This is a genomic window from Paenisporosarcina cavernae (assembly GCF_003595195.1).
GTDB classification, from domain to species: domain Bacteria; phylum Bacillota; class Bacilli; order Bacillales_A; family Planococcaceae; genus Paenisporosarcina; species Paenisporosarcina cavernae.
In genome coordinates, this window is record NZ_CP032418.1 from 1,222,995 (window position 1) to 1,247,125 (window position 24,131).

Genomic DNA, 24,131 nt, shown 5'->3' on the forward strand with positions numbered 1-24,131 from the left:
TTTATTCCACTTTCTTTCCGACAACGATGCGGACAATCTTTCCATCCTTTTCTGTGTCAACAGCAAACGACCCGTTCGAATAGCGATCGGAAACGCGAATCGTTGATGGATAAATAGCTTCTTTTACACCTTTTGCTGTTTCAATAGAGACGATATCGTCTTTTTGAACGGAAAGTACGTTATACACACGATGAGGATTGCTTTTTAATTCTCTTAGTACCACAATCCCACGTTTTGCTCGTGCACCTACTTCGAATTCTTTGGAAGACATTTTTTTAACAGATCCACGATGCGTAATGAGAAGAAGGTCCATTTCATCTGAATTCGGCAATATGACCATACTTACTAGTTGATCGTTATCTTTTAAGTTAATACCTTTCACACCACCTGTTTTGACACCTGTTACAGGGATTTCAGATGAGGCAAATCGAACAGCATAACCGTATTCCGATACTAGTAAGATGTCTTTTGCTTCCTCCACTAACTCAACGGAAACTAAATGATCCTCTTTTTTCAACTTCATCGCGGTAAGACTCTTCGAATAACGTTGCACTTGAAAATCTTTTAGTGCGGAACGTTTTACTTGGCCACTAGAAGAGCTTGTAACGACATAATACGGTCCATCAAAATTCTCAAGCGCATATGCCGCGATAACCGATTCGTTTGCATCCATAGAAACAATACTCGACATATGTTGTCCTAAATCTTTCCAACGAATATCAGGCAGTTCATGAACAGGTTGATAGATATAATTTCCTTTTGATGTAAACACAAGCAAATGATGCTGTGTATTTGACATACCTTCAAATAAAACTTGATCCGAATCTTTCATCGCAAAGTCCTGACCGTTCGATGCATTATACGAACGTACGCTCGTTCGTTTTATATATCCATCTTTCGTGACTGTTACAACGACCTCTTCACTTGGAATCATCACATCCAAAGTCAGTTTTATTTCTTCGATTTCATCTTCTATCGTCGATTTTCTTGGTTCGGCAAATTGTTTTCGAATAGCTAGCAATTCTTTTTGAATGGTTTTAATTAATGTTTTTTCATTCGTTAAAATACCTTCTAATTCAGATATAGTGCTGTTTAAACTGTTTTGCTCGTTTTGTAGCTCTGTAATATCTGTATTTGTTAAACGGTATAACTGAAGCGAAACAATCGCTTCCGCTTGAGCTTCTGAAAATTGGAAGGAAGCAATCAAATTATTCTTTGCATCGCGTTTATCATTCGAAGATCGAATCGTCTGAATAACTTGATCCAAAATCGAAATCATTTTAATTAATCCATCTACTATATGTAAACGATCCTTTGCTTTTTGCAAATCAAATTCGGAACGTTTCGTAATGACATCTTTTTGATGATTAATGTAAGCATCTAGTAATAAAGGCAACGTCATCATAGTAGGACGACGATTATGAATGGCAATCATATTAAAGTTATAGGAAATTTGCAAATCGGTGTTTTTTAATAAAAATTGCAAAATGCCATTAGCATCTACTTCTTTTTTTAATTCAATTACCATTCGAAGTCCCGTACGATCAGATTCATCTCGAACATCTGCAATTCCATCTAATCGTTTATCTAAGCGTTGCTCATCAATTCGTTTGATTAAATTAGCTTTGTTCACTTCATACGGAATTTCTGTAATGACTATTTGTTGCTTGCCACCCTTAAGTTGTTCAATCTCTGATTTGGAACGAATAACGATTTTCCCTTTGCCTGTTTCATAGGCTTTTCGTATTCCATCTATTCCTTGAATGGTTCCTCCCGTTGGAAAATCAGGACCCTTTAACACTGTCATTAACTCTTCCACAGTCGCCTCTTTATTACTTAAACGCATTAATACTGCATCAAGCACTTCATGCAAGGAATGCGGAGGGATATCCGTCGCATAACCGGCAGAGATCCCTGTCGAACCATTCACTAGAAGATTCGGAAATCTTGCTGGTAAAACGGTCGGTTCCATTTCAGAATCATCAAAGTTAGGGATGAAATCGACGGTACGTTTCTGAATGTCACGCAGCATTTCTGAAGCAATTGCAGAAAGACGTGCCTCTGTATAACGCATCGCAGCTGGAGGATCGCCGTCCACCGAACCATTGTTTCCGTGCATTTCAATCAACATATGACGAACTTTCCAATCTTGACTCATCCTTACCATTGCTTCATAAACAGAACTATCACCATGCGGATGATAGTTACCGATTACATTCCCGACCGTTTTTGCAGATTTACGAAATGCCTTCTCGTGTGTATTCCCTTCTTGAGACATTGCATATAAAATACGACGCTGAACAGGTTTTAAACCATCCCTTGCATCAGGAAGTGCACGATCTTGAATAATGTACTTACTGTATCGCCCAAATCGATCTCCAATCACTTCTTCTAAGGGCAAATCTTGATAACGTTCGGTTTGGGTCATACAAGTTCCTCCTCGGCATGGATGAAGTCATTCTCTAAAATGTTGCTTTCTTCATCTAAACCAAAATTCACATTGGATTCAATCCACTTTCTTCGTGGTTCGACTTTATCTCCCATAAGTGTGGTGACTCGACGTTCCACACGGGAGGCATCTTCAATTGTGACACGGATTAATGTGCGCGTTTCAGGATTCATCGTTGTCTCCCACAATTGATCCGCATTCATCTCGCCTAATCCTTTATAGCGCTGTATGCCATATCCTTTGCCGATTTTTTTAATCGCGGCATCTAGTTCCACTTCTGTCCAGGAGTATTCCACTACTTCTTTCTTTCCGACACCACGATATACCTTATATAGCGGTGGTAAAGCAATATATACTTTTCCCGCCTCGATCAGCGGTTTCATATAACGATAGAAGAAAGTCAGTAATAACACTTGAATATGCGCACCATCCGTGTCAGCATCTGTCATAATGACAATTTTGTCGTATGCGATATCTGCCACAGAGAAATCTGCACCAACTCCACCGCCGATAGCATGGATAATCGTCGCTATTTCTTCGTTTTTCATAATATCTTCAAGCTTTGCTTTTTCGGTATTAATGACTTTTCCACGTAAAGGTAAAATTGCTTGGAATGAACGATCTCGTCCTTGTTTTGCAGAGCCCCCTGCGGAATCACCCTCCACAAGATATAGTTCATTTTTTGCGGCATTTCTTGATTGGGCAGGTGTCAGCTTACCAGATAAAAGAGTATCTGATTTTTTTCGTTTTTTCCCATTTCGGGCGTCTTCTCTCGCTTTACGCGCTGCCTCACGAGCTTGCGATGCACGAATTGCTTTTCGTACTAGAGAAGCGCTTAAATCAGCATTTTCTTCAAGGAAATACATCACTTTTTCGGAAACAACTGCATCGACAGCACTTCTTGCTTCACTTGTGCCTAACTTGCCTTTAGTTTGCCCTTCAAATTGTAGTAAATTCTCTGGAATTCGCACAGAAACAATTGCTGTAATACCTTCCCGTATGTCCAGTCCATCTAAGTTTTTGTCTTTCTCTTTTAATAATCCTATTTTTCGAGCATATTCATTAAATACGCGAGTAAGTGCCGTTTTGGCACCAGTCTCATGCGTTCCACCATCACGAGTACGTACGTTGTTTACGAAAGAAAGAATCGTTTCTGAATAGCCATCGTTAAATTGAAACGAAAACTCTACTTCCAGTTCGTCTTGAGAACCTTCCACGTATGCAACTTTATGAAGGACGTCTTTTTCTTCATTCAAATATTCCACGAAGGCTTCTATTCCTGTTTCAAAGTAGAATGTTTCGTGGACATCAGAACGTAAATCGACTAGATCAATTTTTAGTCCTTTCAATAAAAACGCAGACTCTCGTAATCTCTCACTTAGCGTTTCATAATTATATTTTGTTGTAGAGAAAATCGTCGGATCTGGTAAGAAATGAATAAGTGTGCCAGTTTCTTTTGTAGAACCAAGCTTTTCAAGCGTCGTGACAGGTTTTCCACCATTTTCAAAACGCTGACGAAACTTCTGACCGTCACGATGTATAGTTACTTCTACAAATGAAGAAAGTGCATTTACAACAGAAGCACCTACACCATGCAAGCCTCCACTCGTTTTATACCCACCTTGACCGAACTTTCCACCAGCATGAAGTACAGTAAAAATTACTTCAGGCGTTGGTTTCCCGGTTTTATGTATTCCGGTTGGCATCCCTCGACCGTAGTCTCGAACACTAATGCTATTGTCTTCGTGTATAGTAACTTTTATGTGATCGCCGTGACCTGCTAGTGCTTCATCCACTGCATTATCAACAATCTCGTAAACTAAATGATGCAATCCGCGAGCATCCGTCGAACCGATATACATACCTGGCCGCTTACGTACGGCTTCGAGTCCTTCTAATACTTGAATTGCATCGTCATTATATGTATTCATATTTTTCTTTGTGGTCATTCATTTCCCCTCCATCAGGCAACAGACGCTTTTAGTTTACAGAATCTGTGTTCGCATTGCAATCCTTGCTTTTCATGCTACTATAAAGACAATGTGTAGAATTATGATGCAAAGGACGTTTTGAAAATGACTCTTCTAGCTATTATTATCGCATACTTACTAGGCTCTATACCATCTGCTTTATGGATCGGTAAAATATTTTACAAAACCGACATCCGAGAACACGGTAGTGGAAACCTAGGTGGAACGAATACGTTTCGAACGCTTGGTGTGAAAGCTGGTCTATTAGTGTCCACGATGGATATTTTAAAAGGAACGGCAGCTACTCTATTACCGCTTATTCCTATTTTTGCTGATGTATCAATTCATCCTCTTGTTTTAGGAATTATTGCTGTTATCGGACATATGTATCCGTTATTCGCAAATTTCAGAGGCGGGAAAGCCGTTGCAACATCAGCAGGAGTTTTGCTCGGTTATCACTGGCCAATTTTTGTGGTCATGCTTGTTGCATTCTTCATCGTATTAAAATGGACTAAAATGGTTTCACTAACGTCTATGGTTATGGCTGTTTTAAGTTTACTGTACGTGACAATTTACTACTTATTTTTTGAAAAAGATTGGCCGTTAGTAGCCGTCATTATCGTATTAGCCGTCTTTATCGTGTACCGTCATCGAGCGAATATTGTTCGAATCAAGAACGGCACAGAACCTAAGGTCAAATGGATTTAACACCGATATAATGAACAACAGCACTATTTAGTGAAATAAAAAATCCGAATGATTTCGACATTTGTGATAGAACGTCGAGTAATCGCTCGGATTTTTTGTGTTTTTTTCGTATGGTAATTCGGAGATAGATAGATCCGTCAAACTTTCGTTTTAACGTTGATACGTTCTTTCTACGTTAAGACCAACCTTTGTCTTATGTGAATTTTTTTAATTGGTCCGAAAAACCTTCTGCTTCGAGAATATTTTGTTCGTAATGACCAACTAAATCAAAATGAGGGTAATTTTCCTTAAAATCAATCCATTCCGATTTCAGACCATATTGTTTTCCCCACTGCACGAGCTTCTCCACATCGTTACAGCCAACTTTCGTCACCGTTTTACAATCAGGAAATCGTTCGTCAAGCCAATAATGAGTTAAAAAGGATATTTCTCCTCTACTGACAGCGTCTTTCCAACTGCGCAATTCTTCTCTATTTATTCCAAAAGCCATTAATCGGTCACTCTCGCAATTTCACGATATTTATCGTCCCATTTACTGTCAACTCGTTTGAGGGATACCGGTTTGAAGGAATCACGTATGACTAGTACGTGTTCAGACTTCGCAGTAGCGGCAACTGTGCCATCTGTGTGTAAAATTTCATACCCATATACGGTGCGTAATCTTCCATGAGACTCCACCCATGTGCGAACTCGTGCTTTTTGTCCGTATTTCATCGCTGCTTTATATTGAATCGACAAGTCTATCACTGGTGAGATATATCCTTCATTTTCTAATCCAGCATAAGTAAAACCCAATTCCTGTATTAAACTTGTTCGTCCTATTTCCATCCATACTAAATAATTCGCATGGTAAACGACACCCATTTGATCTGTTTCTGCATAACGTATCTCAATTTCTTTTTCATTTATATACATACGACATTCACCTCTGAAATCATTATACCGAATTTTTTCATCGAGAACGTCTGCAACGATTTCACTATGTGGTTGAATAAGTCTAAGCTGATGAAAAAAACTACCTTAATGTAAGGTAGTTTATGAATAGCTATAATTCAGAAGCATATTTATTTAATTGTTTGCTCATTTCTTCCATTTGGTCGATAAAGACCGAAATCTCTTCTGTCGACACTGCTTGTTCTCTTCCAACATGTACAACTTTTTCAACAGAAGCTGAAATTTCTGTCATCGAGCGTTTAATGTTTTCTAAAGTCGTTTGAATCTTCTCTGTCGAAGACACGGTTTCTTTTGATAATTTTCTAATTTCATCTGCAACAATTCCAAACCCTCTACCCATATCTCCTGCTCTTGCAGCTTCAATTGCTGCATTTAAACCGAGTAAGTTTGTTTGATTCGCGATGTTTTTGATAAATGAAATGACTTCATCTGTTTGTTTCATTTCTATTGAAGCATTTGTAGATTGCTCTAAAAGATTTGTCGTAATGTCACTTAGACCTTCTGCACCTTTAGCGATATCTGCTACCCGTCCATTCGCTTTTTCAATAAAATCGACTATCTGGACAGAGATGCGCCGTAATTCTTGTTCCGTTTGTTTTTGCAGTTGAATCGCTATCGCACCAATTACTTTATCCCCCTGAGTGATCGGAGTAGCTAAGCCAGTAAATGGAATACCGAAAAACTCTTCGGGAACAAGTGCTTCGATCTTTTTGTTCTCTGAAATACACTCTGCTAAAGGTTCTTGAGGGTTAATTTTCATGCCTTTGGACGCTTTAATATCAATTTTTCTACCAGGGAAATAGGCAATCCATTCCTCAGTATTAGTAAGACCAATTCCGATGTCCGGCAACATTTGATGAATAAAAGGAATTACCTCCAAAAATGCTGCTAATTTTGTTTCTTCCAACTGATTTGTTTCCTTCATATTCAAACTTACCATATCCATCGCAACCTCTTTCTCCTAAGAAACCCTTGATTCTTTTATCTTATCAGTATAGGTCTATCTATGTATATGTGTAATGTTCTGAGAGCAAGAAAATATTGTCTTCCGTATTTTTTCGCTGCCAATCAAAAAACCGGACGATATCGACACTCGCATAAGAATGTCGAACAATCGTCCGGATTTACCTTCAACTAGATTGTAAACTTACTAGATTCTAGTTAGTTAGTTTTTTAATTTATCACGTAATACCATTTGTAAGATACCACCGTGACGATAGTAATCTACTTCAACTTCTGAATCGAAACGAGCAAGTACATCGAATTCTGTTACAGAACCGTCAGCAGCTTTAGCTGTTACTTTTAGAATGTCACGAGGTTTTACACCTTCTGCGATATTTACGCTGATTTCTTCTTTACCAGTTAATCCAAGTGATTCAGCAGATTGACCTGGCATGAATTGAAGTGGTAATACACCCATCATCACTAAGTTAGAACGGTGAATACGCTCATAGCTTTCTGCAATGACTGTTTTAATACCTAGAAGATTTGTTCCTTTAGCTGCCCAGTCACGAGACGATCCCATTCCGTAATCTTTACCAGCTAACACTACTAGACCAGTATTTTCTTCTTGATACTTCATTGCTGCATCGTAAATTGGCATAATTTCATTCGTTGGCCAGTAAGTAGTGAAACCACCTTCTGTACCAGGCGCAATTTGGTTACGAATACGAATATTTGCAAATGTACCACGCATCATTACCTCGTGGTTACCACGACGAGATCCGTACGAGTTAAAGTCACGAATTTCAACACCATGTTCACGTAAGTATTTACCAGCTGGTGTATCTTTCCCAATTGCTCCAGCAGGAGAAATATGGTCAGTCGTAATTGAATCTCCAAATTTAGCTACTACACGAAGTCCAGCTAGTGTTTGAATACTTCCTGGCTCGCGAGATAGATCTTGGAAAAATGGTGGGTTTTGAATGTAAGTTGACTCACTATCAAATGCGTATAAAGAATCATTTGATGTTTCAATCGCATTCCAACGCTCATTCTCGTCGAATACACGTGCATATTCTTTGCGGAATAATTCAGGAGTAACAGTTTTTTGTAAAAGTTCTTTTACTTCTTCTGTCGTTGGCCAAATATCTGCAAAGAATACATCGTTGCCGTCTTTGTCTTTGCCTAAAGAATCTTTTTGAAGGTCAATGTTAACAGTTCCAGCTAATGCATAAGCAACTACTAACGGTGGAGATGCTAAGTAGTTCGCTTTCACAAGGGGATGTACACGTCCTTCAAAGTTACGGTTACCGGATAATACAGAAGTTACAAGTAAGTCGTTATCAATAATGCCTTTTTCGATTTCTGGCAATAAAGGTCCTGAGTTACCTATACATGTTGTACAACCATAACCAACTAGGTCAAAACCAATAGAAGCTAAAGGTTCCAGTAATCCAGCATCACGTAAGTAACCTGTAACTACTTTTGAACCTGGTGCTAATGATGTTTTTACATATGCAGGAGGAACTAATCCTTTTTCAGCTGCTTTCTTCGCAACTAATCCAGCACCTAACATAACGAATGGGTTCGAAGTGTTTGTACAAGATGTAATTGCAGCGATTGCAACTGCTCCTGTTGGCATCACGACATCGCGACCATCCTCGAATGAAATTTTCGCTGTTTTATCAAGTTCTTTCGCTTTTAATCCAAACCCTTGGTTTCCTTGTGGAGCCACAATTGCTTGATTAAATTCCGTTTTCATTTGAGAAAGTGGAATTAGATCTTGTGGACGTTTAGGACCTGACAGGTTTGGTTCAATTGTAGATAAATCTAATTCAACCACGTCTGTATAAGTTGGATCTACGCTATCAGCTGTAAAGAATAAGTCGTTTTTCGATAAATATTCCTTCACTACAGCGATGTGCTCGTCGTCACGACCAGTTAAACGCATGTAATCTAATGCTTCTTCATCTACTGGGAAGAAGCCACAAGTAGCACCGTATTCAGGAGCCATGTTTGCAATAGTTGCACGATCAGCGAGTGGTAATTGAACTACACCAGGACCGAAGAATTCAACAAATTTGCCAACAACGCCTTTTTTACGAAGTACTTCCGTTACTTTTAACGCTAAATCCGTCGCAGTAACTCCGTTAGGAAGATCTCCAGTTAATTTAACTCCAATAACTTCAGGAATTGGGAAATAAGATGGTTGACCTAGCATACCTGCTTCCGCTTCGATACCACCGACGCCCCATCCAAGTACACCAATACCGTTGATCATTGTTGTATGAGAATCCGTACCAACTAATGTATCTGGATATGTCTCAAAAGATCCATCTTCGTTTTCAATCGCATGAACAACGTTTGCTAAGTATTCTAGGTTAACTTGGTGAACGATACCTGTTGCAGGTGGAACTGCACGATAGTTATCGTACGCTTTTTGTGCCCAGCTCAAAAATTGGTAACGCTCTGCATTACGCTCGAATTCCAATTCCATGTTTACATTTAACGCATCTTGCGTTCCGTATTTATCTACTTGAACCGAGTGGTCAATAACTAGATCTACTGGAATTGCAGGGTTAATTTTGTCAGGGTCTCCACCCATTTCTGCCATTGCTGAACGCAATGCAGCTAAATCAACAACTACTGGCACACCAGTAAAGTCTTGTAGAATGACGCGAGAAGGCTTAAATGGAACTTCTGCTTCTGGATCTGCATCTTTGCCCCATTGTGCTAATTTTTCTACATGCTCGTCTTTAATGACATATCCATCATGTTGTCGTAATACTGATTCTAATAGAACTTTTACAGAGTAAGGAAGGCGAGAAACATTCGCAATTCCTGCTTCTTCTAATGCAGCTAAACGATAGTAATTATACGTTTTTCCGTTTAGTTCAAAAGAAGTACGACTGTTGTGTAAGTTACTTTTTGTCATTTTCGTTCCTCCTTTATGTAATGAAAAGAGGATGTCTTCGCTCTTTTCTCCAGTACTTATGATACAGGACGCTGCACGATAAGTAAATTACATTAAAATTATTGAAAGTGATAAGATACGCTTATGCTTTACGTAAGAATTTTTTTACTTCAATTAATTGTTTAAGATGTCGTTCTTCATGTAATCCTACGAAAGGAAACCATTGGTACAACGGAACATGTCCAAATATTGGATGCTTAAAAGATTTGCTTTCAAGAGTTTCAGGAGCTGTACTTTCGTACACATCCAGTAATGTATTTCTAGATGTATGGAGTGCTTGAATCGCTTTATCTTTAGACGTTAGTACATGTTGGGGCTCCGTATAACTTGGAGCTTTCACTTTAAGAAGTCTATTTTTAGTAATACCTATAGGCTTCTTCCATGCTTTTTTACTTGAAGGATTTTCTTTTTCTTTCCGAATATTCTCTGCAATTGTCTTTTCCATCTTAACAAGGTGATCCACAATTTCAGCAGCAGACCATTTTTCATGCGAAGGCTTTTGCTGAAATTCTGTTTCCGTCATAGCGTCAAATTCAGTTATCAGTTTTTGTCGTATAAATGTTAAGTGTTCAATTTCTTTGCTCATCTTTTTCAATGTGTTTTACCGCCTCCCGTTTTGATAATGGTGCTAAGTCATATGTTGAGACAAATGTTTGAACAAATGAAGGATTTGTTTTCGAGTATTCCCTTAAAAGCCACCCGATTGCCTTTTGAAGAAAAAACTCGGTTGATTTCGCGTGCTTTAGAATGAGCTCAGTCATCAACGCTTCGTCTGTTTTTTCTTTGTATTTCAACATATGGAGCAAACTAGCTCTGTTTAACCATTTATTTGAATGGTTGGACCACTCCCCCATTACCTTTTCCCCTATCTTGCGATTTCGTAACACGATATCTCCAACTAATGTGGGTGCAATCGAATCGACAGTATCCCACCAAGATTTAGATAAAATTAACTGTTCGAAAAATGAGAGATCTTCAACCTGCAGTTTCTTTTTATACTTCGAGACGATAAAAATAGCTGCATACTGAAATTCTCTCTCTGGTAACAAAAATACGTCCATCGCTTCCGACAGAACTTCGGGATACTTCGGTAGCTCGTAATCAGAAAAATATTCTTTCATAAGAAGCAATCGTTCAGGACTTTTAATCCCTAAAAATACGAAGTGATTTTTCATATACGCTTCCATTGTAGTAGCAAGCTCTTTGTCGCGAGCATCGTATAATTTTTGAATAAAGTGTGTCTTATCCCAGTCTTTTTTCATCTTTATCTCCTCATAAAAAAAGCGGATAGTTTCCTATCCACTTTCTACAGAAAATTCATCGCATCGAAAGTAAGTATGGCAATAAAAGCAGTGTGCAACAACATAAATACTACTTCATGCTTGTTCCAATTTCGCAAATCGTAACCATTCATCTTCCAACACTCCTTTCTTCTTATTATACGAATTTTTACGGAATAAATCAAAAAAATTCTGTTAATTCTGACAGTATATGTTGCGAAAAAAATTCGGTGCATAGGTTTAAACTTTTCCTCATTAGGCTATTTAATAATTAGCAAGACATTACAATATTAGGAGGAAACGCAAATGGCATTTATTCTTTATTTAATTATCGGCGGTATCATTGGTTGGTTAGCAGGTCTACTTTTAGGAAAAGACTTACCAGGTGGAATTATTGGTAACATCATCGCAGGTATCATTGGTGCTTGGATCGGTGGAAGTCTATTTGGAGACTTTGGTCCTTCTCTTTGGGGTATGGCAATTATTCCAGCTTTACTAGGTGCAATTATTCTAGTATTTATCGTAAGTCTTATCTTACGTGCTTTACGTAAATAATAAGCGTTTACGACTTGAACAAGAAGTACAAAAAGAAGTCCTCTTCATCAATGGAGGACTTCTTTTTTATTGCTTTCAATACTATGTTCTAACGCTACTCTCTCGTCTTCGTACTGATGATAAAAATATAAGACATTTTCGACATATTCATCGGAACGATTATAGAGAAAGATGGCTTTTTTTAATTCCCCATCTGAAGCGCCATTTTGAGATAAGTAATTTGCTGCACTATAAATAGCATCTGTTAACTCATACGGATCGGCTATTCCGTTCCCATTCCCATCTACTCCATACCCTCCATATTTTTTAATGGTGGCAGGATTCGTTTTCTCTTTTTCCGAAATTTCTCCTTTTCCCAATCCCCCACAGCTAGGATGTTTCCAACCGACAAATGTGCAGGGCATAAATTGCATATGTCCTTCGGCTCCAACTGGAGATAGCAATGGATCCATTGTAGAAAACCGAGTTTCTACACGGTGGTGAGCTGCTAACAATGTCCAAGGGATTTGATATTTATCCGCAGCCTCTTCATATATTGGGATATATTCTTTTGGGACTTCCATATCCCCCAAATGATTTGGCACATCTTTTGCTACTTTCGTGATGTCGTGTACAATCTCACTTGACTGAATTTCATTCCAAATAATTGCTGTTGCGATATAAATCGTGATCGTAATCGGTACTAATAGGAGAATGAAAATACCTTTTATCCTGGTGTTTCTTTTCTGTTTAGCCTTATTTTTCATAGATTTTTCCAGCTTTCGATTATATACTTATTGTTGAGTATAACCTCGTGAGGGAAAGATTCACAAGTTAGGAGTAGATACATATGTGGGAAGATTTTAAGAAATTCGCCTTAAAAGGAAATGTAATGGACTTAGCAATTGCCGTAGTCATTGGCGCTGCTTTTAGTAAAATTGTTACCTCATTAGTAGCGGATATTATCACACCAATCATAGGCGTTTTGTTTGGTGGAGTAAAATTTACTGGATTAGTGATTAAAGTTGGAGCTGCCGAGATCATGTATGGCAATTTTATTCAGTCGGTTGTTGATTTCTTCTTAATAGCTGCTTCTATCTTTTTCGTGATCCGTTTAATGATGAAATTCCAGCGTAAACAAGAAGAAAAAGTGGACGAAGGTCCGTCGATTGACACAAAAGAAGCACTACTAACAGAAATTCGCGATTTATTAGCGCAAAAAAAATAGCAAAAGAAAAAAGCCACTATCTTTTAAGATGGTGGTTTTTCTGTTTCAATTATTCTTCTACTAACAATTTGATGTCAGTAGCTATTTGCTCTTTCGGAACGTCCTTAAAACCACTGTACTGTTTCACAACTTTTCCTTCTTGATTTACAAGGAAAAAACTCGTCCCGTGGGTCACTTGGTTTGATTGTGGATCATCGACAACAGCCGTTTTAAAAGAATTTCGTGCAAATTGGGAAATGAAACTTTGATCATATCCAGTTAGTAGGTGCCACTTCGATTCGTCAGGGACATTATACATAGATAAATAATCCGTCAATACTTCTGGAGTATCTGTTTCAGGATCTACACTGAATGCAATAATTTTATAATCCTCTACCCCTTGCTTCATAATTTCTTCTTGGACTTCGGTCATATTAAATGTCATTGGTGGACAAACAGTTTCGCAATTCGTAAAGATAAAAGACGCTAACCAGACGTCTCCTTTTAAATTATCTAAAGTCACTTCTTCCCCACGTTGTGATGTGAAATGAAATGGTTCCACATCCCACTCCATGTCGGCTTTAAAGGAAGAGCCTGAGCAGGCGGAAAGAGTAAAAATTGTGATGAAGCTAATTGTAACAATCAGAATTTTTCGCACGTATACATTCCCCGCTTTCTACTAATAGTGTAGCTTTGCGCGAAGTATCTTTCAATTCTTTCCGACTATTCGTTGTTACAATCATGTGACACGACTAGATATTTTTAAATGAAACGAGTGCATCATGAATTAACTGCAGCTTCGTCTCTACTCGATGCATTAAATAAAAGGACACGAATATAGGAAATCCTACTTCTTGAATTACCACTAGCCATTGTTCCATTTCTCCTCCTCCTTTCTACATGTAGGTGTAAAAAAACACCCGAGTTGCCTCGGGTGAGTAGTGTTAGATTAATTCAGTTACATTGCGCTCTACAATCCTTGCAGATTTTGCGACGGAAATAGCATTTCCTTCTACGTAAAAAACTTGGCTATCAATAATTGCTTGCATTCCGTTTTGCACATCAAGTGCCGTAACATCTTCTCGTGGTTCATCTACAGAAAATGTAATCGCTTTTCCAGTTGCAGTTTCAAATTGTAATTCTAAAACTTGCGCCATCTTTTGTTCCTCCTTTCCTTCCTACTTTGTAGGGAAGTATTAGTTTATGATGTCTTGCTGCACACTTTTCTCTACATCTAGTAGCGTGTGTGAGGAAAAACCACTGAATGTAAGTGCTGCTGATGCTAATTGATCTGCGGTTGCATTCTCTTTTACATTTCGGTACGATTTTGCTCGTTTCAGTGCTTTCCCTTCTGGAGTCATACCTACTTGGTACGAAAGTTTAAGGTTTGCCTCTTTAAATTCTGCAGTTGCCATTTTATCTCCCCCCTTTCATTTGCTAGATAGTGAGAGGAGAGAGAAAAGTGACAGAGTAGATGAATTTTTCTTCATAACCTTTTATAATGAACTTAATGAGGTGAATTTAGTGGTGGAATTAAACGGAGCATTTTTAGTTTTTATCTTATTTTGGGTCGTTGTGTTAATAAGCTTATTTGCTATTGGCGGATACTTTATGTTCCGCAAATTCTTAAAAGCACTACCAAAAAAAGATGGCAAATCCCTTTTAGATTGGGAAGAATATTATGTAGAAAATTCGCTTCACCTTTGGGGTGATGATGCGAAATTGATGTTAAATGAATTAGTAGTTCCTGTTCCAGAGTTATTTCGACCAGTAGCGAAACAAAAAATCGCAGGTAAAATTGGACAAATTGCCCTTGAAGAGAATGCGAAAAAAATTGAACAAACGCACATTATTCGTGGATATATTTTGGCTACGCCAAAACGTGATCATAAATTTTTACGTAAAAAACTAGAGGAAATGAATATTGCTGTCACACCCTATGAACATCTGTTTGACTAATTTTTCTTCTCATATTTCGTTTTAAGCATTGCATTTAGCAGTGCTTTTTTTGTTTTGTTGTCACAAATGTAAATACTTAGCGACAAACTGATGACAATTACGAGGTGAAATCACTTATTGGAATGTAGACACGAAGTAAGATGGATGATAAATTGTCTCAAAAATAATTCAATGATTGATAAAAGTATTACTTTACAAACTAGATGTGTACTACTTGGCTAGTATACCTATATGCACGAACTGACGGACAATTTATTGCAGGCTGAAAAAAATAATTGTTTACTTTTCCTTTTAAAAACGCAAAAACCGATCACTCTTTTACTAGCAAGAGTTGATCGGTTTTCTGTTAGAAGTTAAGACATTTCAAGTGCTACTTGCTCTTTTGCGAGTTTACGATATTTCACGTACATAGCGATTCTCCAAGGAACAATCATTCCAAATGCAAGTAGCCAGAACATTCCACTTAACTCTCCAACATCAATCGAAGAACTTAAGTAAAGCTTCGCAACAATTCGAACAACTAGAAGTCCAATCAAGATGAAAATGAATGCCTTCGATTGTTTTAAATAAATGTCCCCTTCTCTTACTTCAAAATTGGATGTTTTGATCAGTACAATGGAAAAAAGCATTCCAACACTAAGAGCTTCGATGACTTGCATTAAAGGAACATGAAAAAAATCAAAGAAAAACATTGCTGCTCCTGTTGACATAAAAACAGGAGGCAAGATAATTTTCTTCGTAGATGCCGGTTTTTTCGCTGCTCTCGTTCGAACCGCCATTACCAATGTTCCCATAACTAGAGCACCGACTGTAGAAATAATAAGCAAAGCTTGTGAAGATAAATGATCAAAAATCATAGAAATCCCTTCTTCATCACTCGCTTAAATACGAGTGGAAAACATTTTTTAGTTGATGAATTTGAAATGGTTTTGTGACAAAGTCTTTAGCCCCGAATTCAATTGCTTGTTGAAGCGTTTTTTGTTGACCAAGTGCAGATACCATCACAACAGCTGCATCAGGAAATTCTTCTTTCAATCGATTTAGTGTTTCTAGACCAGAAATGCCAGGCATCGTAATGTCCATCGTTACAACAGTTGGTTGAAACGTTCGATAATAGTCGATTGCTTCTTTTCCATTTTTTGCTTCTGCGACAACGGTAAATCCAAGCTCTTCTAACATTTTTCGTAGCGCGGCTCGCATAAACAGTGCATCATCACAAATAATAACAGTTGGCATTCTGTTTTCCTCCTCCACTATAACCCGATAAAGCCACCAAAGAATGGACTTACAATTCGAATGATGTAGGTCATGCCGTCAAAGAATAATAAAATTCCGACAGCAATCATGATATAACCACCTATTTTTACAATTCTACCACTATTTTTCCGAATCCACTTAAGTCTTGTGATAAAAAAGGATAAAACAAAAAATGGAATAGCAAATCCTAAGACATATGCAAGCATGTACCAAACGCCTGATCCTGGGCTTGAAGCTGCCATGAAGAAAACAGATGCTAAGATTGGCCCTGTACAAGGAGTCCAACCTGCCGCAAATGCCATACCTATAATAACCGTTCCTATATAACCAGAAGGTCGGTTCTGAAACTGCAGCTTACGATCTTTCATTAAAAAAGTCGGTTGAAAAATTCCAACGATCACAAGGCCAAATAAGACAATAAAGATAGCACCAAGCTGGCGAATTAAATCTTGATAATCTTTAAAAAAACTATAAATGAATGTCGTACTAAACCCTAACGCGATAAAAATGAGGGAAAATCCTAGTAAAAAGAATAGGGTATGCAAAATACCTCTTCTTTGCATAGACCCTTTTTCGGATGTTAGTTCTGTCACACTCATTCCGGTAATATAGCTTAAAAAAGCGGGATATAAAGGTAACGTACATGGAGAGATAAAGCTTAAAAAGCCTGCTCCAAACGCTAAAAATAACGTCAATTCTGATGTCAACTTGCTCACGTCCTTTTCTTACTCTCTATCCTACCAAAAAGCCTACCGTTTGACGTTATAAATGATTTGACAATTCATTGACGGTTTTTTTCCATCGCAACTTGCTTGCTTTTTCTAAAAATAGCGGATTATTCGCGTACACTCGAATAACATCTCGTATTTCCTCAGCTCTATAGATGGGAGAATGATTCTTTTTAAGAGTAGTGTAACCAGATCCTCTTTCTAAATAGTCGGTTGTTGCCACTACGTACTCTCTTTCGAGATTTAAATCTTCTCCATTAACACTAATTCGAAAAATGGTATTGTCATCGTGTTCGACCTCAACTCCAGCAACGTGCAGTTTCCCTACAAATTTCCCTCTAAATCCAGGTCCTCTTCCATCTGCTAATAGCAATTGAACATCAAGCGACTCCTGAAGTGCGTCCCGTAATGTTAGGCCCGTTATCGTGATGCGTGTTGGATTAAGTGGAGAGGGGCATATTTCGATTAACTTTTTCTCTGTAACGTGGTGAAATAGACCCGCTTGGCAAATGCCACTGTTAACTAAACCAATTTCAGCATCCATTAAATCTTTTAACCCATCTGCAAGTAAATTTGTTAATGGGTTTTCTTCTAGTACATCATGCCACAACGGGACCTCTAAATCGTATAACACGGTGCTTAAATTCGTAATAGCTTCTTGTTTTTGATTTGCTAATATCGTTTTTAACTTAGGACATGGTTCCTCGTTTTTCGTCGGAATGGTTTCTGAATCGATTAGTTGAACGTTTTTGCCATCCCACTCTATGACAATTTTCCCTACATACTCACCGTATTTTCCTGCACTTCCATGGATCACACCATCTATATCGACTGCTTTTGGGAATAAAACGTGGTCATGTGCAGACAGCAAAAAATCAATCTCAGGAAAAAGTTGAATTAATTCTTTATCGTTTTCGGTTCCTATATGATTTAGTACGATACAAATGTCGTAATTGCCTTTTTCTTTTTGTAACACGTTTTTCAATGAACGTTGATACTCTTCCATTCGTACCCCTAATCCTTCATTGAACACATCTAAATCTGGTGAACTTCCTGTAATAAGAAAGCGAACATTTTGTTTGTTAACAATAATACTATTATGTAAACCATTTATCGCTGAGCCATTAAATTTCGACAAATTATTGCTTATCATTGGCACGGGGCTCGATTGAATCATTTCTTCTAATACATCGATTCCGTTAAACATTTCATTGTTACCAATAGTCAGTGCATCATATCCCATTTGTGCTAACAGTTCCGTAGCCGCTTTTCCACGCGTTCCTCTATATTCTATCGCTCGGAAGTCTGCAAAGTCTCCAGCATCTAATACGAGTGTTGTTTCTGTTTTTTCTCTTTGAATGACCGAAGCCACTTTAACTAATGCGTCAAAGTGGCTATGGTTGTCATTGGTATGAAGAATCGTCCATCTCATCCAATCTCTCCTTTTTTTAGTTCTTCTACTAATCCATTTTGTAGAAGATACATTTTGTGATAAAGTCCTTGATTTGCTAATAGTTCTTGATGCGTTCCTCTTTCCACAATTTCTCCATGATGAAGAACGAGTATTTGTTCGGCGTCTTGAATCGTACTTAAGCGGTGTGCAATAGCTATAGTTGTTCGACCCTTCCGCATTTTTTGAAGACTTGTTTGAATGGCTACTTCTGTTTCTGTATCGATATTCGCTGTTGCTTCATCCAATACTAATATTTTTGGATTCGTGGCGATGGTTCTTGCAAAAGCCACTAATTGACGTTGGCCGCTTGAGAAAGTGGACCCTCGTTCTGTTACTTTTTGTGCATAGCCATCCGGAAGTGCATGGATGAATTTATCTGCTTGTACAAATTCTGCTGCCGCTTTTACTTCTTTTGTTGTCATTTCTTGATTAAATAAACGGATATTATTCTCAATATCTCCATAAAACAAAAACGGATCTTGCAACACAAGTCCAACTTGTTTGCGAAGCACTTGAATGTGATAATCTTTGATTGATTTTCCGTCAATGAAGATATCTCCATGAGTAAATTCATAAAATCGCATTAATAAATTGATGATGGAGCTTTTTCCACTTCCCGTATGTCCGACTAATGCAACCGTTTCTCCTGGTTTCGCTGTGAAGGAAATATTTTTCAATACATCTTGTTTTCCATCATACGAAAAAGTTACATTCCGAAATTCTATCTCTGCGTTTGTTATTTCAATCGACTGGTTATTCTGCGCTGGAACTACTTCTTTTTCATCGAGTAGTTTAAACACGCGCGATCCTGCCACAATAGCTTGTTGAAAAATGGATAAACGTTGCATGACTTGATTGATTGGTTCAAAAAATCGATCGATGTATGTCACGAACGCATAAATTACTCCGACCTCAACTGTGTTTGAGAAAGATGTGATGCCAAAATAACTTAGGACAAGGATGATTGCTAAGGCATACACTAAGTCAATCGCAGGTCTTAAGAGTAGGCTATCCATTTTAATGTTACGTTTTCCGGCATTCCAATGCTGATCATTTATTGCTTGAAATTCATCATTTAAGCGATCTTCTTGACGAAACGCTTGAATAATAGACATCCCTTGTAGCGATTCTGCCAACTTAGCATTCAGCTGGCTTAAGCGCTCTCGTAAGTCTTGGTAAAAAACAGAGCTGTACTTTCGGTAAATGTGTATAATTCCATATAAAATTGGAAGTAGCACAAGTGTGAATGCTGCAAGCTTTACGTTCAGCGTGAACATAGCAATGTAGACTCCTATTAATAGAAACCCACTTTGTAAAAATCCGACTAACACACTGACAAACATGTCTTTAATTGCTTCCGTATCATTCGTGACACGACTGACAATACTTCCTGCAGGTGTTTGATCAAAATACCGCATTCCTAATTGCTGCACTTTAGTAAACACATCGATCCGCATTTGTTGAATAATTTTTAACGCCACTTCTTGAAATTTTAACAACTGTATATAACTGATCACGACATTACTTAGTTGAATGAATATATAAGCGGCAGCTAAACCGATTAAAGGATTAGTCGGAAAGTTACGTACCGTTAAATAATCATCGATAAATGTTTTGATTAAATAGGGTCCTAGCACATCTCCGATGACGGTCAATGTTAATAGGATTAAGGCAATGACTAACATTTTTTTATGGGGTTTTAAATAATGTAGTAGACGTTTCAAGACACTCCATTGATCTTTCCCAGTTAACTTAGGTTGGGTCTCTTCCATCATACTTCACCCCCCTGTTCTACTAGCGCTTCTAATTGCTGTAATTGATACATGTCGTAATAAATTCCTTTTAGGCTCATTAATTCTTCGTGGGATCCCTTTTCCACAATCGTCCCTTCTTGCAAGACGATAATTTGATGCGCATGTTGAATGGCACTTAAACGATGTGCGGTTATGATGGTCGTAGCATCTTGACGGTTTGCTTTTAATGATTCTAATATTGCTTCTTCTGTTTTCGCATCTACTGCAGATAACGAATCATCTAAAATGAGCAGTTCTGGATTCATTAACAATGCACGAGCAATCGAAATTCGTTGCTTCTGCCCTCCAGATAGGGATACTCCTCGTTCACCGACGACAGTCTCGTAACCATGTGTGAAGTGTAAAATATCCTCGTGTATATAGGCGATTTTCGCAGCACGTTCGACGTCCGATTGAGACGCTTCCGGATTGGCAAATGCGATATTCCCCGCTACAGAAGTGGAAAAAAGGAAATGTTCTTGGGGTACATAACCAATGGCTTCCCGTAGTCGCTTCTTTTTATACTGTTGAATGGGGTAATCACCGTACAGAATGGTGCCGTCAAACCCATCAAATTCGCGCAATAATAACTTTAATAATGCCGTCTTTCCCGATCCCGTTTTTCCGACGATTCCTAATGTCTCTCCTTTTTTCACTTGGAAATGAACATCGTGCAGTGCTTTTCTTTCATCTCCAGGAAACTGGAAGGACTGAATTGCTACTTTTACATCTCCATTTGCAGCTACATCGATTGCACCTTCTTTTTCATTCACATCTTCTGGCTCTGCTAATAAGCTCCGAATGCGATCGTAGGATGCTCTTCCTCTTTCAACGATATTGAATAACCAACCAAATGCCAGCATCGGCCACACAAGCAATCCCAAATAGGCAGTGAATGCTACTAGGTCACCTATCGTCATTTCACCGGCTAAAATGAATCTAGCTCCAAATACTATCGACAGGAAAAAGGAAACACCGACGATTGCTGAAATCGTTGGATCAAACAACGAGTCCACTTTTGCCACATGCACGTTTTTATCGACTACCTCTTGTGACAAACGGACGAAATCTTCTACATCCTCTTTTTCTTGTCCAAATGTTTTAATCACTTTTATCCCAGAAATACTTTCTTGTGCTTTGTCATTTAAATCGGAAAATGCTTCTTGCGCAAAGTGAAATCGATTATGTAACAACTTGCCATAATAACTTGTTAAATATGCCATTAGCGGCATAGGAAGTAATGCAATCAATGTTAACTTCCAATTAATCGTTATCGCCATTGCGGCAATCACAAATCCACCAGTAGTAATGGAATCCACGAGCGTTAAAACGCCTGCACCCGCTGTTTGTTGAACAGCTTGCAAATCATTCGTAGCATGGGCCATTAAATCCCCTACACGTCTTTTTTGATAAAACTGTGGCGCCATTCTTGTAAAATGATGAAAAAGTTTCGCACGCAGTAATCTCGCAAGCGTAATAGCCGATCCGAAAATCATCATTCGCCAGTAATACCGCAATATGTACATGCCAATGGCTGTTCCTGCTAGCAATAACAGCCATTTCCCTAGTGATTCCATTGTTAATGTATTTAATCGTACTTCATCGACGACATAGCCAATTATTTTCGGTGGCATTAATTGCAAAAAGGCCACAAACATTAACATGATGATTCCAACAATGTACTGTTTTTTTCTCTCTTTAAAGAACCATCCTAATTCTAAAAACACTCTCATCGAGTCACCCCTCTTTTTTTCAGACTGTATTAGTTTAGCAAATGTTCCGAATTTAGAGAAGATAGGCAAGAAGATTATTTCGAGTTTAGAAAAGTTCGAGAAGAAAAGCACCTTTGTCGAAAAACAAAGATGCTCATTTTACTTACTCTCTATTACTTTACGTTGCCGTAGTTCCTCGTTTTCAGGTGTTAACGTCGAATACAGATAACTGTCTTCTTTTTGCAAGAAGTAAGACGCTACATGCTTTCTACCACCGTGCTTTTCGTACCAATCCTCTACTCGTTTCCTGTGCGCAGCATCTTGTCGTAGATGATGTTCAATTTCATGAAACTGATGTTCATCTTCGTATTCCCATAAAGCGATGATTTCTACTACGCCATTTTCAGGAATAGTTTGATACCGCCCGATTAATGTTGCACCGTATTTCCACTGTGCTGGCAATAAATTTTCATTGAAGTGTTGGTGAAAGGATGCCACAATTTCTTCTTTTACTTGATAGGTTCTTCTGCGTATCATACTTGTCTCCCCTTTTGAAATGGGACGCCAACTTCACGCGATTGGTTCATTATTCCAGTAACAGTACTCCAACTAATTCCTCCCACGTTAATCGATGCAGACCAAAAGGATCGGTGAATGTCACACCTTTCTCGGTCATTTCTTCTAATTTTCCTCGGTGATAGACTGGTTCGCCGTTTATCCACGTCGTTAATCGTACATCCGCATTCGTTGCTAATGCGCGTTGTAATTCCTCTTGCATTACTTGTATATCAAACTCATCTAATTCTGGTCGGCTAACTTTCCCGATTTCTTCTTGCCATTTGCGAAGTTCTCGCACATGTTCGGGAAGCATCATCGCCGTCCATTTAATTCGACCGCGGTCCCGTAACATCGTCCTCTCTCCTTTATCCTTTATGTCCGCCAATCAATTTCGCCCGAATTCTTGCGGTACCCGCTTCCGTATAAGAAACAGCGCGTAAAAGAGAGGCTGATCCGTACTTTCCACGAATTTTATCCATTGCAGCTCCTAACTGACGTTTCCGCACTTTATTTGCCTCAAACAAACTTAGCTGCATGGATTGTTCCTCTTCCACATTCGCAAGCGAAATAGACAGTTGGCGTACTGGTTTATTCGTATAAAATTCATCAAAAAGCTTCACACACATACGGTAAATTTTCATCGTATCATTTGTCGCTTCTGGCATGGTTCGAGAACGATGAAACCCTCCGCCGAACGAATACTTGCTATACGTAATGCCTAAATGAATTGTTCGACCGACTTTTTTTGCTTCTCGTGCTCGTTTCGCTACATCTTCTGCCATTTCTAACAGCACGACTAACACTTCTTCTCTTGTGTTGTAATCACGGAAAAGAATTTGACCTTTCCCGTAACTAATTTGTCCATCCATAATGGGTGCCCCCAAATCAGACAAATCTATTCCCCATGCATGGTGATACAGCTGGTTTCCCATGATTCCGAAGCGATTTTCGAGTTCTGCGAGGTCCGCATTTGCTAAATCCCCTACAGAGAAAATCCCCATCGCATTTAAATTTTTCTCCATGCGAGAACCAATTCCCCACATTTCCCGTAAAGGGGTTACTAGCCATAGCTTTTTCTGCACATCCTCATATGTCCACCGGGCAAAACCTTTTTTCTTTGCTTCTAAGTCTAGCGCTAATTTTGCAAGCAACATATTTGGCCCCATTCCGACAGCAGAAGGCATTTGAAAGGTGTCGAGCAATTCTTCTTGTATGCGTTGGACCGCTATCTCCGGAGGTCCCCACAAACGTTCCGTACCTGTTAAATCGATAAAACTCTCATCGATACTATACACATGAATAGCTTTTTCCGGCACATACTTCGTCAATAACTTCGTAATTTCCATCGACGTTTGAACGAAAAAACTCATTTTCGGTTCGATGAGGTGAATATCGGGGTGATCCGGTATTTCGAATAATCGTGTACCTGTTTTCACTCCAAACCTTTTCTTCAATGGTGGTGAAGCTGCTAAAACAATGCTTCCTTTTTGTTCGAGATTTCCAATAACGGCAATCGGAGTTGTTAAGACATCTAAACCCGCATCTGCTGCTGCACAACTTGCAAAAAAACTTCGCATATCCAAGCATGCAATAGGTCGATTTGGCATCTTTTCATCCATCTTGCATTCTCCTTTTTACGAACATTTGTTCTTG

General features: G+C 38.5%; 26 protein-coding genes. 4 read left to right on the plus strand and 22 right to left on the minus strand.

Features of this window, described 5'->3' with window-relative positions:
- Position 1: 1 nt before the first annotated feature.
- Positions 2–2,428 carry a DNA topoisomerase IV subunit A gene (parC, locus tag D3873_RS06140; RefSeq protein ID WP_119883222.1) on the minus strand — a complete coding sequence of 809 codons (2,427 nt, stop codon included), beginning with the start codon at positions 2,426–2,428 and terminating at the stop codon, positions 2–4.
- Entirely contained in the window at positions 2,425–4,398 is a 1,974-nt protein-coding gene (parE, locus tag D3873_RS06145) for a DNA topoisomerase IV subunit B (protein WP_119883223.1), read from the minus strand. Before parE ends, parC begins: the two co-directional genes overlap by 4 nt.
- Positions 4,399–4,524: 126 nt before the next feature.
- Between parE and plsY the strand changes: the two genes are divergently transcribed.
- The gene (gene plsY, locus D3873_RS06150; protein ID WP_119883224.1) at positions 4,525–5,127 is read left to right on the plus strand and encodes a glycerol-3-phosphate 1-O-acyltransferase PlsY; all 603 of its coding nucleotides are present in this window, start codon (positions 4,525–4,527) and stop codon (positions 5,125–5,127) included.
- 193 nt (positions 5,128–5,320) lie between these two features.
- On the opposite strand, the gene D3873_RS06155 is transcribed toward plsY, so the two are convergent.
- The 6 genes from D3873_RS06155 to D3873_RS06180 all read right to left on the minus strand — a co-directional run bounded on the left by D3873_RS06155 (position 5,321) and on the right by D3873_RS06180 (position 11,259).
- Positions 5,321–5,617 (minus strand): hypothetical protein, encoded by a 297-nt coding sequence (locus D3873_RS06155; protein ID WP_119883225.1) that lies wholly within the window; start codon positions 5,615–5,617, stop codon positions 5,321–5,323.
- The gene (locus tag D3873_RS06160; protein ID WP_119883226.1) at positions 5,617–6,042 is read right to left on the minus strand and encodes an acyl-CoA thioesterase; all 426 of its coding nucleotides are present in this window, start codon (positions 6,040–6,042) and stop codon (positions 5,617–5,619) included. The genes D3873_RS06155 and D3873_RS06160 overlap by 1 nt, the downstream gene beginning before the upstream one ends.
- Before the next feature lie 130 nt (positions 6,043–6,172).
- Positions 6,173–7,027, minus strand: a complete 855-nt coding sequence (locus tag D3873_RS13625; RefSeq protein WP_274379957.1) for a methyl-accepting chemotaxis protein — start codon at positions 7,025–7,027, stop codon at positions 6,173–6,175.
- Positions 7,028–7,246: 219 nt separating this feature from the next.
- A complete protein-coding gene (acnA, locus tag D3873_RS06170) occupies positions 7,247–9,958 on the minus strand; it encodes an aconitate hydratase AcnA (protein WP_119883227.1) in 2,712 nt (903 codons plus the stop codon).
- A gap of 121 nt (positions 9,959–10,079) precedes the next feature.
- Positions 10,080–10,583 (minus strand): DinB family protein, encoded by a 504-nt coding sequence (locus tag D3873_RS06175; protein WP_119883228.1) that lies wholly within the window; start codon positions 10,581–10,583, stop codon positions 10,080–10,082.
- On the minus strand, positions 10,567–11,259 hold the full coding sequence (locus D3873_RS06180; protein ID WP_119883229.1) for a DNA alkylation repair protein: 693 nt from the start codon (positions 11,257–11,259) through the stop codon (positions 10,567–10,569). Before D3873_RS06180 ends, D3873_RS06175 begins: the two co-directional genes overlap by 17 nt.
- A 324-nt stretch (positions 11,260–11,583) precedes the next feature.
- Here D3873_RS06180 and D3873_RS06185 point away from each other — a divergent pair, with 324 nt between their 5' ends.
- Positions 11,584–11,832, plus strand: coding sequence for a GlsB/YeaQ/YmgE family stress response membrane protein (locus D3873_RS06185; protein WP_119883230.1), 249 nt, complete (start codon positions 11,584–11,586; stop codon positions 11,830–11,832).
- Between the two features lie 47 nt (positions 11,833–11,879).
- On the opposite strand, the gene D3873_RS06190 is transcribed toward D3873_RS06185, so the two are convergent.
- The gene (locus D3873_RS06190; RefSeq protein ID WP_119883231.1) at positions 11,880–12,578 is read right to left on the minus strand and encodes a lytic transglycosylase domain-containing protein; all 699 of its coding nucleotides are present in this window, start codon (positions 12,576–12,578) and stop codon (positions 11,880–11,882) included.
- 83 nt (positions 12,579–12,661) lie between these two features.
- Here D3873_RS06190 and mscL point away from each other — a divergent pair, with 83 nt between their 5' ends.
- Positions 12,662–13,039 (plus strand): large conductance mechanosensitive channel protein MscL, encoded by a 378-nt coding sequence (gene mscL / locus D3873_RS06195; protein ID WP_119883232.1) that lies wholly within the window; start codon positions 12,662–12,664, stop codon positions 13,037–13,039.
- 49 nt (positions 13,040–13,088) lie between these two features.
- Here the strand turns inward: mscL and D3873_RS06200 are convergent, their stop codons facing one another.
- From D3873_RS06200 to D3873_RS06215, 4 genes are all read right to left on the minus strand, one after another.
- Complete coding sequence (locus D3873_RS06200) at positions 13,089–13,676, minus strand: SCO family protein (RefSeq protein WP_119883233.1); 588 nt, start codon at positions 13,674–13,676, stop codon at positions 13,089–13,091.
- 94 nt (positions 13,677–13,770) lie between these two features.
- Positions 13,771–13,899: a YvrJ family protein gene (locus tag D3873_RS06205; protein WP_119883234.1), complete on the minus strand. Its 129-nt coding sequence runs from the start codon at positions 13,897–13,899 to the stop codon at positions 13,771–13,773.
- 63 nt (positions 13,900–13,962) lie between these two features.
- Positions 13,963–14,175 (minus strand): DUF2922 domain-containing protein, encoded by a 213-nt coding sequence (locus D3873_RS06210; RefSeq protein ID WP_119883235.1) that lies wholly within the window; start codon positions 14,173–14,175, stop codon positions 13,963–13,965.
- Between the two features lie 39 nt (positions 14,176–14,214).
- On the minus strand, positions 14,215–14,433 hold the full coding sequence (locus tag D3873_RS06215) for a DUF1659 domain-containing protein (RefSeq protein ID WP_119883236.1): 219 nt from the start codon (positions 14,431–14,433) through the stop codon (positions 14,215–14,217).
- A 112-nt stretch (positions 14,434–14,545) separates the two neighbouring features.
- On the opposite strand from D3873_RS06215, the gene D3873_RS06220 reads away from it, so the two are divergent.
- Positions 14,546–14,977 carry a DUF2621 domain-containing protein gene (locus tag D3873_RS06220; RefSeq protein WP_205536292.1) on the plus strand — a complete coding sequence of 144 codons (432 nt, stop codon included), beginning with the start codon at positions 14,546–14,548 and terminating at the stop codon, positions 14,975–14,977.
- A 353-nt stretch (positions 14,978–15,330) separates the two neighbouring features.
- Here the strand turns inward: D3873_RS06220 and D3873_RS06225 are convergent, their stop codons facing one another.
- The 9 genes from D3873_RS06225 to D3873_RS06265 form a co-directional block, all read right to left on the minus strand.
- Positions 15,331–15,834 carry a CcdC family protein gene (locus D3873_RS06225; protein ID WP_119883238.1) on the minus strand — a complete coding sequence of 168 codons (504 nt, stop codon included), beginning with the start codon at positions 15,832–15,834 and terminating at the stop codon, positions 15,331–15,333.
- A gap of 16 nt (positions 15,835–15,850) precedes the next feature.
- Positions 15,851–16,213, minus strand: a complete 363-nt coding sequence (locus tag D3873_RS06230) for a response regulator (protein WP_119883239.1) — start codon at positions 16,211–16,213, stop codon at positions 15,851–15,853.
- Positions 16,214–16,230: 17 nt separating this feature from the next.
- A complete protein-coding gene (locus tag D3873_RS06235; protein ID WP_119883240.1) occupies positions 16,231–16,941 on the minus strand; it encodes a cytochrome c biogenesis CcdA family protein in 711 nt (236 codons plus the stop codon).
- 55 nt (positions 16,942–16,996) lie between these two features.
- Entirely contained in the window at positions 16,997–18,394 is a 1,398-nt protein-coding gene (locus D3873_RS06240) for a bifunctional metallophosphatase/5'-nucleotidase (RefSeq protein WP_119883241.1), read from the minus strand.
- The gene (locus tag D3873_RS06245; RefSeq protein WP_119884494.1) at positions 18,391–20,187 is read right to left on the minus strand and encodes an ABC transporter ATP-binding protein; all 1,797 of its coding nucleotides are present in this window, start codon (positions 20,185–20,187) and stop codon (positions 18,391–18,393) included. Before D3873_RS06245 ends, D3873_RS06240 begins: the two co-directional genes overlap by 4 nt.
- Entirely contained in the window at positions 20,187–21,941 is a 1,755-nt protein-coding gene (locus tag D3873_RS06250) for an ABC transporter transmembrane domain-containing protein (RefSeq protein ID WP_119883242.1), read from the minus strand. The genes D3873_RS06245 and D3873_RS06250 overlap by 1 nt, the downstream gene beginning before the upstream one ends.
- A 138-nt stretch (positions 21,942–22,079) precedes the next feature.
- Positions 22,080–22,457, minus strand: coding sequence for an NIPSNAP family protein (locus D3873_RS06255; protein ID WP_119883243.1), 378 nt, complete (start codon positions 22,455–22,457; stop codon positions 22,080–22,082).
- 49 nt (positions 22,458–22,506) lie between these two features.
- Positions 22,507–22,830, minus strand: a complete 324-nt coding sequence (locus D3873_RS06260; RefSeq protein ID WP_119883244.1) for a YolD-like family protein — start codon at positions 22,828–22,830, stop codon at positions 22,507–22,509.
- Between the two features lie 13 nt (positions 22,831–22,843).
- Entirely contained in the window at positions 22,844–24,097 is a 1,254-nt protein-coding gene (locus D3873_RS06265) for a Y-family DNA polymerase (RefSeq protein ID WP_119883245.1), read from the minus strand.
- Positions 24,098–24,131: the final 34 nt, after the last annotated feature.

Coding starts and splice junctions, on each gene's coding strand:
- parC (WP_119883222.1), bottom strand. CDS start 2,428: ATGACCCAAACCGAACGTTATCAAGATTTGCCCTTAGAAGAAGTGATT.
- parE (WP_119883223.1), bottom strand. CDS start 4,398: ATGACCACAAAGAAAAATATGAATACATATAATGACGATGCAATTCAA.
- plsY (WP_119883224.1), top strand. CDS start 4,525: ATGACTCTTCTAGCTATTATTATCGCATACTTACTAGGCTCTATACCA.
- D3873_RS06155 (WP_119883225.1), bottom strand. CDS start 5,617: ATGGCTTTTGGAATAAATAGAGAAGAATTGCGCAGTTGGAAAGACGCT.
- D3873_RS06160 (WP_119883226.1), bottom strand. CDS start 6,042: ATGTATATAAATGAAAAAGAAATTGAGATACGTTATGCAGAAACAGAT.
- D3873_RS13625 (WP_274379957.1), bottom strand. CDS start 7,027: ATGGATATGGTAAGTTTGAATATGAAGGAAACAAATCAGTTGGAAGAA.
- acnA (WP_119883227.1), bottom strand. CDS start 9,958: ATGACAAAAAGTAACTTACACAACAGTCGTACTTCTTTTGAACTAAAC.
- D3873_RS06175 (WP_119883228.1), bottom strand. CDS start 10,583: ATGAGCAAAGAAATTGAACACTTAACATTTATACGACAAAAACTGATA.
- D3873_RS06180 (WP_119883229.1), bottom strand. CDS start 11,259: ATGAAAAAAGACTGGGATAAGACACACTTTATTCAAAAATTATACGAT.
- D3873_RS06185 (WP_119883230.1), top strand. CDS start 11,584: ATGGCATTTATTCTTTATTTAATTATCGGCGGTATCATTGGTTGGTTA.
- D3873_RS06190 (WP_119883231.1), bottom strand. CDS start 12,578: ATGAAAAATAAGGCTAAACAGAAAAGAAACACCAGGATAAAAGGTATT.
- mscL (WP_119883232.1), top strand. CDS start 12,662: ATGTGGGAAGATTTTAAGAAATTCGCCTTAAAAGGAAATGTAATGGAC.
- D3873_RS06205 (WP_119883234.1), bottom strand. CDS start 13,899: ATGGAACAATGGCTAGTGGTAATTCAAGAAGTAGGATTTCCTATATTC.
- D3873_RS06210 (WP_119883235.1), bottom strand. CDS start 14,175: ATGGCGCAAGTTTTAGAATTACAATTTGAAACTGCAACTGGAAAAGCG.
- D3873_RS06215 (WP_119883236.1), bottom strand. CDS start 14,433: ATGGCAACTGCAGAATTTAAAGAGGCAAACCTTAAACTTTCGTACCAA.
- D3873_RS06225 (WP_119883238.1), bottom strand. CDS start 15,834: ATGATTTTTGATCATTTATCTTCACAAGCTTTGCTTATTATTTCTACA.
- D3873_RS06230 (WP_119883239.1), bottom strand. CDS start 16,213: ATGCCAACTGTTATTATTTGTGATGATGCACTGTTTATGCGAGCCGCG.
- D3873_RS06240 (WP_119883241.1), bottom strand. CDS start 18,394: ATGAGATGGACGATTCTTCATACCAATGACAACCATAGCCACTTTGAC.
- D3873_RS06245 (WP_119884494.1), bottom strand. CDS start 20,187: ATGGAAGAGACCCAACCTAAGTTAACTGGGAAAGATCAATGGAGTGTC.
- D3873_RS06250 (WP_119883242.1), bottom strand. CDS start 21,941: ATGAGAGTGTTTTTAGAATTAGGATGGTTCTTTAAAGAGAGAAAAAAA.
- D3873_RS06255 (WP_119883243.1), bottom strand. CDS start 22,457: ATGATACGCAGAAGAACCTATCAAGTAAAAGAAGAAATTGTGGCATCC.
- D3873_RS06260 (WP_119883244.1), bottom strand. CDS start 22,830: ATGTTACGGGACCGCGGTCGAATTAAATGGACGGCGATGATGCTTCCC.
- D3873_RS06265 (WP_119883245.1), bottom strand. CDS start 24,097: ATGGATGAAAAGATGCCAAATCGACCTATTGCATGCTTGGATATGCGA.